This is a genomic window from Muriicola sp. (genome assembly GCF_049669965.1).
GTDB lineage: Bacteria > Bacteroidota > Bacteroidia > Flavobacteriales > Flavobacteriaceae > Muriicola.
Genome location: NZ_JBATLB010000187.1, coordinates 1 through 7,345, shown reverse-complemented (window position 1 = coordinate 7,345; position 7,345 = coordinate 1). Strand labels below are relative to the sequence as shown.

Here is a 7,345-nt window from a genome sequence, read left to right as displayed (position 1 = left end):
GATAAAATACTCTAAATCGCAATTGTTTATTCTCTTTCTTATCGTATGTCCCGGCCATTGCCAAAAAATCTCCGGGGAAAACCATATCCCCCTCTTCGGGTGCAACACTATTTTTTTCGAGTACATCATAACGAGCCAAAGTACCATCCTTATGTTCAATAATGACGTAGTTGGCATCTTGCTTATAGGCATATTCCAGGTTGTAATCCGGGTCATTTTTTTCCACGACCTCCACAACAAGACCTTTCCGTGCTACAAAAACGCTGTCAGATTCAGATGAAGTAGTGAATTGAAATGCTTTCCAATTTGAAGGCTTGGATACCCCCGCAGTTTGACTTATTGTAGATATTTCGTCTACTCTAATTTCTTTCCCATTTTTAAATGGCAAACAATACACAAAATCAAAATCGGGTTTAGGTTTGTACTTACCCCTAACAAAACCATAACGAAAACGAAAAGCTATTCCGCTTTTTTCACTGATGGGTTTAAGGGTGAAAAGTGTCCCACTTTGCCCGGATACCGTAATTCGCTCACTTGGAGCTGTTGTATTTCCAATTTGTTGAACATTTAAATAAACCAAATAATTCCCTGGCATACGCTTTTCATAGCTGTAGGTAATCGAATTATCATCATTTCGTTTGGACGTTATTGAAATATTTTCCTGTAAATATCCCTGATAAGGCAGAAAACACGTAAAGACAAATAGAAGTTTTAAGAATTTAGATACACGCATATAAAATAGTATTGATAGCACAATTGCTTATGCAAAATGAGTAAAAGTATTCACGCTGAGATTTGAAAATTAAGAAGAAGCGCGGTCATTTAATTAGATAAAAACCATCAAATTTATAAGGTTTATATTTTCGGATTTTAATTGGTTCAGAACTTAAGTTAATAACTGCTTATAACTGTCCTTTTATAAATAAGGGTAATTCCATAATTTTATTCCCTGCCTTTTTATAAAAAAGCCCCTTATGTACCTGATATTTGATACCGAAACCACTGGCTTACCTAAACGCTGGAATGCACCAGTATCGGACGTAGATAACTGGCCCCGTTGCGTCCAAATAGCATGGCAGTTGCACGACGGGATGGGAAATCTAATAGAACAACAAGACTTCCTTATTCAACCCGAAGGTTTTGACATTCCTTATGATGCAGAACAGATACACGGTATTTCCACAGAATTGGCAGCCAATGATGGGATTCCACTTGAGGAGGCCTTACGACTCTTCCATGAGGTTTTAGGCAAGTCTCAATTCCTGGTTGGGCAGAATGTTGGTTTTGACATCAACATTATGGGAGCTGAATTCTTCCGTGCCGGCCTTGAAGATCCGCTTGTAAGCATACCAGTTCTGGACACCTGTACGGAAGACACAGCCTTATTATGCCAGCTCCCGGGTGGCAGGGGAGGAAAATTTAAGCTACCTACCCTTACAGAACTTCATGAATTCCTTTTTAATCAGCCTTTTTCAGAAGCCCACAACGCGGCTGCGGACGTAGAAGCCACCAGCAGGTGTTTCTTCGAATTAATAAGAAGAAGGTCATTCACCGCGGAAGAACTAAAGGTGCAACCAGATTACGTTGAAAAATTCATAGAACTTCATCCAACTGTTATTGCACCATTGGGACTTTCCCACCGGAATTTGAAGAAAGCCTCCAATGCCTTACAAACAGAACAGGAAGGCACCTCTCCTGAAATCTCAAAAGAGGAGATCAGGGCCAATATAAAGAGCTTAGAGGATACTACTTTTGTACATCTTCACAACCATTCTCAGTTTTCGGTACTTCAATCTACCATCAAAATCAAAGATCTTGTAGCCTCCACCGCGGAACATAATATGCCAGCCGTTGCATTGACAGATCATGCCAATATGATGGGAGCCTTTCATTTTGTAAAGGAGGTAAAGGCATTTAATGCCGGATTGCACAGTAGAAAGGAAAAAGCTGAAGAAGCAGGAGAGGAATTTAATCAGCAAGAGATCTTACCAATCATAGGTTGTGAATTCTTTGTATGCGAGGACCACCTCAACAAGAATCACAAAGACTACGGCTATCAAATGGTCTTTTTGGCCAAGAATAAGAATGGGTATCACAACCTGGCCAAAATGGCATCCCTGGCCTATACGGACGGTTTTTATTATGTCCCCAGAATAGACAAAACCCTTGTTGAACAATATAAGGATGATCTTATTGTCCTAACCGGGAACCTCTACGGGGAGATCGCCTCCAAGATTCTTAACCTGGGAGAAAAGCAAGCTGAAGAGGCCCTGGTTTGGTGGCATGGTCTATTTGGAAAAGACCTGTATGTAGAACTGATGCGGCACGATCAGGACGATGAGAACAGGGCCAACCCGGTATTAATTGCCATGGCTCAAAAACACGCTATTAAATTAGTGGCCAGTAATAATACATACTACTGCAACAAAGAGGATGCAGAGGCTCATGATATTCTCCTTTGTGTAAAAGATGGAGAGAAAAAAGCCACCCCAATAGGGCGGGGAAGAGGATACCGCTACGGCTTACCCAATCAGGAATATTACTTTAAATCCCCTGAAGAAATGAAAGCCTTGTTTCAGGATATACCAGAGGCTATTTCGAATCTTCAGGAGATCGTGGATAAAATTGAACACTATGAACTCGCTCGGGAAGTGCTCCTCCCCAAGTTTGAGATTCCGGAAAAATTCCTGGTAGCAGAGGACAAAGAAGACCTCGGAAAACGGGGAGAAAATACCTATTTAAAACATATTACCTACCTCGGAGCAAAACAACGATACGAAGAACTAACCCCTGAAATTAAGGAGCGAATAGACTTTGAATTACAAACCATTGAGAACTCCGGATATCCCGGATATTTTCTGATCGTGGAAGATTTTATACGGGAAGCAAGAAATATGGGGGTATCTGTAGGCCCCGGCAGGGGTTCTGCTGCCGGTTCTGTTGTTGCCTATTGTTTAAAGATTACCAATATAGACCCCTTAAAATACAATTTGCTTTTTGAGCGCTTCCTGAATCCGGACCGAGTTTCGATGCCTGATATTGATATCGACTTTGATGATGAAGGACGTGGGAAAGTCATGGACTATGTGATCAATAAATACGGGGCCAATCAGGTAGCGCAGATCATCACCTATGGTACCATGGCTGCAAAGTCTTCGATAAGGGATACTGCCAGGGTTTTGGACCTGCCTTTACCCGATGCAGACCGCATTGCCAAGCTAATCCCCACCATGTCCAAGCTCAATAAGATCTTCGATGTCCCTGAGGCCGATCTGCGTAAGAGATTCCGGTCTGAGGATATGGAAAAAGTTAATCAGCTTCTAAATATTTCGGAAGGGGATGACCTTGAGGCTCAAACCCTAAGGATGGCCAGGGTATTGGAAGGATCTTTGCGAAATACCGGTATCCACGCCTGCGGGGTGATCATCACTCCGGATGATATTACCAATTTTGTACCGGTAGCCACCGCCAAGGATTCCGACTTGTACGTAACACAATTCGACAACTCGGTCGTAGAAAGTGCCGGCTTATTAAAAATGGACTTCCTGGGTCTTAAAACCCTTACTTTAATAAAGGACACCGTAAAGATAGTCCGTGCTAAACACGGAATTGAATTGGTGCCAGACGACTTCCCATTGGACGATGCTACCACTTACGAGCTCTTTCAACGAGGCGATACCGTAGGGATCTTCCAGTATGAATCACCCGGGATGCAAAAACACCTTAAGGAGTTAAAGCCTTCGGTGTTTGATGACCTTATCGCCATGAATGCCCTTTACCGGCCGGGCCCCATGGAATATATCCCCAGTTTTATTGAACGAAAGCACGGGAGAGAAGAAATATCCTATGACCTTGCGGAAATGGAAGAATTCCTGAAAGACACTTATGGGATTACGGTCTACCAGGAGCAAGTAATGTTGCTGTCTCAAAAATTAGCAGGATTCTCCAAAGGGGAAGCCGATATTCTTAGAAAGGCCATGGGGAAAAAGATCTTTTCCCTGCTTCAAAAGTTAAAACCACAATTTCTCGATGGGGGTGAAAAGAACGGGCATCCTCGTGAAGTACTAGAGAAAATTTGGAAGGATTGGGAGGCATTCGCTTCCTATGCCTTTAATAAAAGTCATTCTACTTGTTATGCCTATATCGCCTACCAGACGGCCTATCTGAAAGCCCACTACCCTGCTGAGTATATGGCGGCGGTATTGTCTAACAATATGAACGACATTAAGCAGGTCACTTTCTTTATGGAAGAGTGTAAACGAATGGGGCTGGAGGTGCTGGGACCAGATGTAAATGAATCGTATTACAAATTTGCCGTCAACAAAGAAGGGGCTGTACGCTTTGGGATGGGGGCCATAAAAGGCGTTGGGAGGTCTGCGGTGGAGACCATCGTAGAAGAACGAAAGGCCAAGGGTCCTTTTAAATCTGTCTTTGATCTGGCCAAACGTATAGATCTGAGGGCAGCCAATAAAAAGGCTTTTGAAAACCTGGCCCTGGCCGGGGGATTCGACTCTTTTGGAAATACACACAGGGCACAATATTTTCATTTGGAAGGTGAAGGGATTACCTTTCTCGAAAAAGTGATTAGGTACGGCGCCAAGTTCCAGGAAAATGAGAATTCTTCACAGGTAAGTCTTTTTGGCGATGCCAGTGAGGTGCAGATCCCAGAGCCGGTAGTACCCCCTTGTGAAGAGTGGGGAACCATGGAGAAGCTAAGGAGGGAAAAGGAAGTAGTAGGCATTTATATTTCCGGACATCCACTGGATGATTTTAGGGCAGAGATCACAGCCTTTTCTAATGCAAATGTCTCCTTTTTCCATACGCTTGAAGAGCAATTAAACAGGGAACTTAGTTTCGCAGGGGTCATCACAGATGTGCAGCATCGTGTTTCTAGAAATGGAAAGGGCTGGGCTTCGTTTACCTTGGAGGATTATACGGATACGTTTGAGTTCAGGCTCTTTGGGGAGGAATATTTAAAATTCAGGCATTTTCTGATGATCAACTCCTTTGTTTTTATCAAGGTATTTGTACGGGAAGGCTGGGTAAACCGGGATACTGGCAAAAAGGGTGATCCCAGAATGCAATTTAGCCAGTTTATGCTCCTACAGGAGGTAATGGAGAATTATGCAAAGAAACTCACCATAAAACTCAATATAGACCATCTTCAGGAAGACCATATTCTGGAACTGAAGGAAACCCTCCGGTCTCATAAGGGCAACCATCCCTTACAATTCACTGTTTATGAAATGGAGGACGAGATAAAAGTGACCCTTAGCAGTAGAAAGCAAAAGGTGCAGATTAGCAGTGAGTTACTGGCGACCCTGGAAAATAAAGAAGTGCATTATAAACTCAACTAATAGTCTGGCCTGATATCTTCATAGGTAAAACGAATATGAAGGGAGTAAGTAAAAAGGCAAATAATTGACTAAATTTGCACAATTGTAAAAAAGTAAATCATGGCATTAGAAATAACAGATGCTACTTTTGACGAGGTAGTACTAAAAAGTGACAAACCCGTAGTGGTAGATTTTTGGGCTGCCTGGTGTGGTCCTTGCAGAATGGTAGGTCCTATCATAGATGAGGTAAGCACTGAATACGAAGGCAAAGCAATCGTAGGTAAAGTAGATGTGGATAGCAATCAGGAATTTGCCGCAAAATACGGTGTCCGTAATATCCCAACGGTCTTGGTTTTCAAGAACGGCGAGATCGTAAACAGACAAGTAGGAGTTTCTCCGAAAAAAGTATACACAGATGCTATAGACGCTGCCTTATAGGTACATCTAAATCATATACGTTAAGGCCCGGAAAATTCCGGGCTTTTTTTTTAGTGGTTATTAAGACGTTTGAAGATGGTAATATCTTCAACATTTCGTCACAGTTACGTATCTTCGAATTGTGAATATACAGTCCGAACTTCAGAAGGGAAAACTATTCCAAAACCTGGAACTACTTGCAAAACAGGTGGTGGAAGGGTTTATCAGTGGCATACACAAAAGTCCCTTTCACGGTTTTTCCGCAGAATTTGCGGAACATAAGATCTACAACACAGGCGAAAGTACCAAGCATATAGATTGGAAACTGTACGGCAAGACAGACAAGCTTTATACCAAACGCTATGAGGAAGAGACAAATCTGCGCTGCCATATGATCCTGGATAATTCGGCTTCCATGTATTATCCGGAGCGAAAGGAATTAAGCTTAGATAATCTGAATAAGATCGGTTTTGGGGTTTTGGCCATCGCGGCCTTGATGAATATCCTTAAAAAACAACGCGATGCGGTGGGCCTCAGCATTTTTGCCGATACGTACAGCCATTATTCCCCCGAGAAGGGAAGTGAACGCCACCACCAGATGTTATTGGCCAAGCTCAATGAGGTGAGTCTGGAAACAAAACCGGAAAAAGAAACCAGGACCTATACGTTTATCCATCAGATCGCGGAGAAGTTAAAGAGAAGGAGTCTTATCTTTCTTTTTACCGATATGTTTCAGAACAATACGGATGACGATTCCTTATTTGATGCTTTGCGTCATTTGAAATACAACAAGCACGAGGTGGTGATCTTTCATTTATTGGATACAGAAACGGAGGTAGGCTTTAACTTTGAGAATACCCCCAAACGCTTTATGGATGTAGAAACGGGAACCCATATTGATGTTTTTGCGGACACCATCAAGGAAGCTTATGAAAAAGAAGTTGCCAACTTTATTTCAAAATTAAAACTGACCTGTGCAAAATACAAGATAAAATATGTGGAGGTAAATGTTCAGGACGATCTTTCTAAGGTACTCAACACATTTATGATAGAGCGGCAGGCATTTGGGTAGACCTTTTTTATTTTAATTTTTTTGTTTGTGTAATTCAATAAGCAGCGTATATTTGCATCCTCCAACGCATCCTATAGGTGCTGCGGTGAACGAGAGTGCTTTTTAAAGCATTTGTAGCAAGATTTGAATCTGACTGTTGTCAGAGTTCGTTTCATACGAACAAAATCATTGGTCTGGTAGTTCAGTTGGTTAGAATACCTGCCTGTCACGCAGGGGGTCGCGGGTTCGAGTCCCGTCCAGACCGCATAGAAGCAGAGCCCTTCACACTTTCGTGTGAAGGGTTTTTTCATTTCGCAGCCCTTGAGCTTGCTCATATGGGCGAAGGAATGGAAAAATACTTTCCCTGTACAGCAGGGAGAAGGGCTCGGGCACGCTTCTCTGCAGGACCACCCTTTAGGGCCCTTTTTGAGGTAACAGCCGAGAAAAGAATCCCGTCAATGGGTAATTCCAATTTTCAAATTCCAAATTCCAAAGAAACAATTAGCCGGACTTTGCTTCTGCAGCACCACACATTTGGGCC

The 7,345-nt window shown here is 42.6% G+C and carries 4 protein-coding genes and 1 tRNA gene; 4 read left to right on the top strand and 1 reads right to left on the bottom strand.

Annotation, left to right across the window (positions count from 1 at the left end; translation table 11 throughout):
• On the bottom strand, positions 1–733 hold a 733-nt coding region (locus WBM49_RS10115; protein ID WP_424371933.1), incomplete at its 3' end, for a hypothetical protein.
• A 241-nt stretch (positions 734–974) separates the two neighbouring features.
• Between WBM49_RS10115 and dnaE the strand changes: the two genes are divergently transcribed.
• The 4 genes from dnaE (at position 975) to WBM49_RS10095 (ending at position 7,069) form a co-directional block, all read left to right on the top strand.
• Positions 975–5,357: a DNA polymerase III subunit alpha gene (dnaE, locus tag WBM49_RS10110; RefSeq protein ID WP_424371932.1), complete on the top strand. Its 4,383-nt coding sequence runs from the start codon at positions 975–977 to the stop codon at positions 5,355–5,357.
• 99 nt (positions 5,358–5,456) lie between these two features.
• Positions 5,457–5,774: a thioredoxin gene (trxA, locus tag WBM49_RS10105; RefSeq protein ID WP_424371931.1), complete on the top strand. Its 318-nt coding sequence runs from the start codon at positions 5,457–5,459 to the stop codon at positions 5,772–5,774.
• A 121-nt stretch (positions 5,775–5,895) separates the two neighbouring features.
• On the top strand, positions 5,896–6,825 hold the full coding sequence (locus WBM49_RS10100) for a DUF58 domain-containing protein (RefSeq protein WP_424371930.1): 930 nt from the start codon (positions 5,896–5,898) through the stop codon (positions 6,823–6,825).
• Between the two features lie 170 nt (positions 6,826–6,995).
• A tRNA-Asp gene (locus WBM49_RS10095) sits at positions 6,996–7,069 on the top strand.
• Positions 7,070–7,345 lie beyond the last annotated feature (276 nt).

Bases quoted from the DNA above. Each gene is read 5' to 3' on its own strand.
- trxA (WP_424371931.1), top strand. From the start codon at position 5,457: ATGGCATTAGAAATAACAGATGCTACTTTTGACGAGGTAGTACTAAAA.
- dnaE (WP_424371932.1), top strand. From the start codon at position 975: ATGTACCTGATATTTGATACCGAAACCACTGGCTTACCTAAACGCTGG.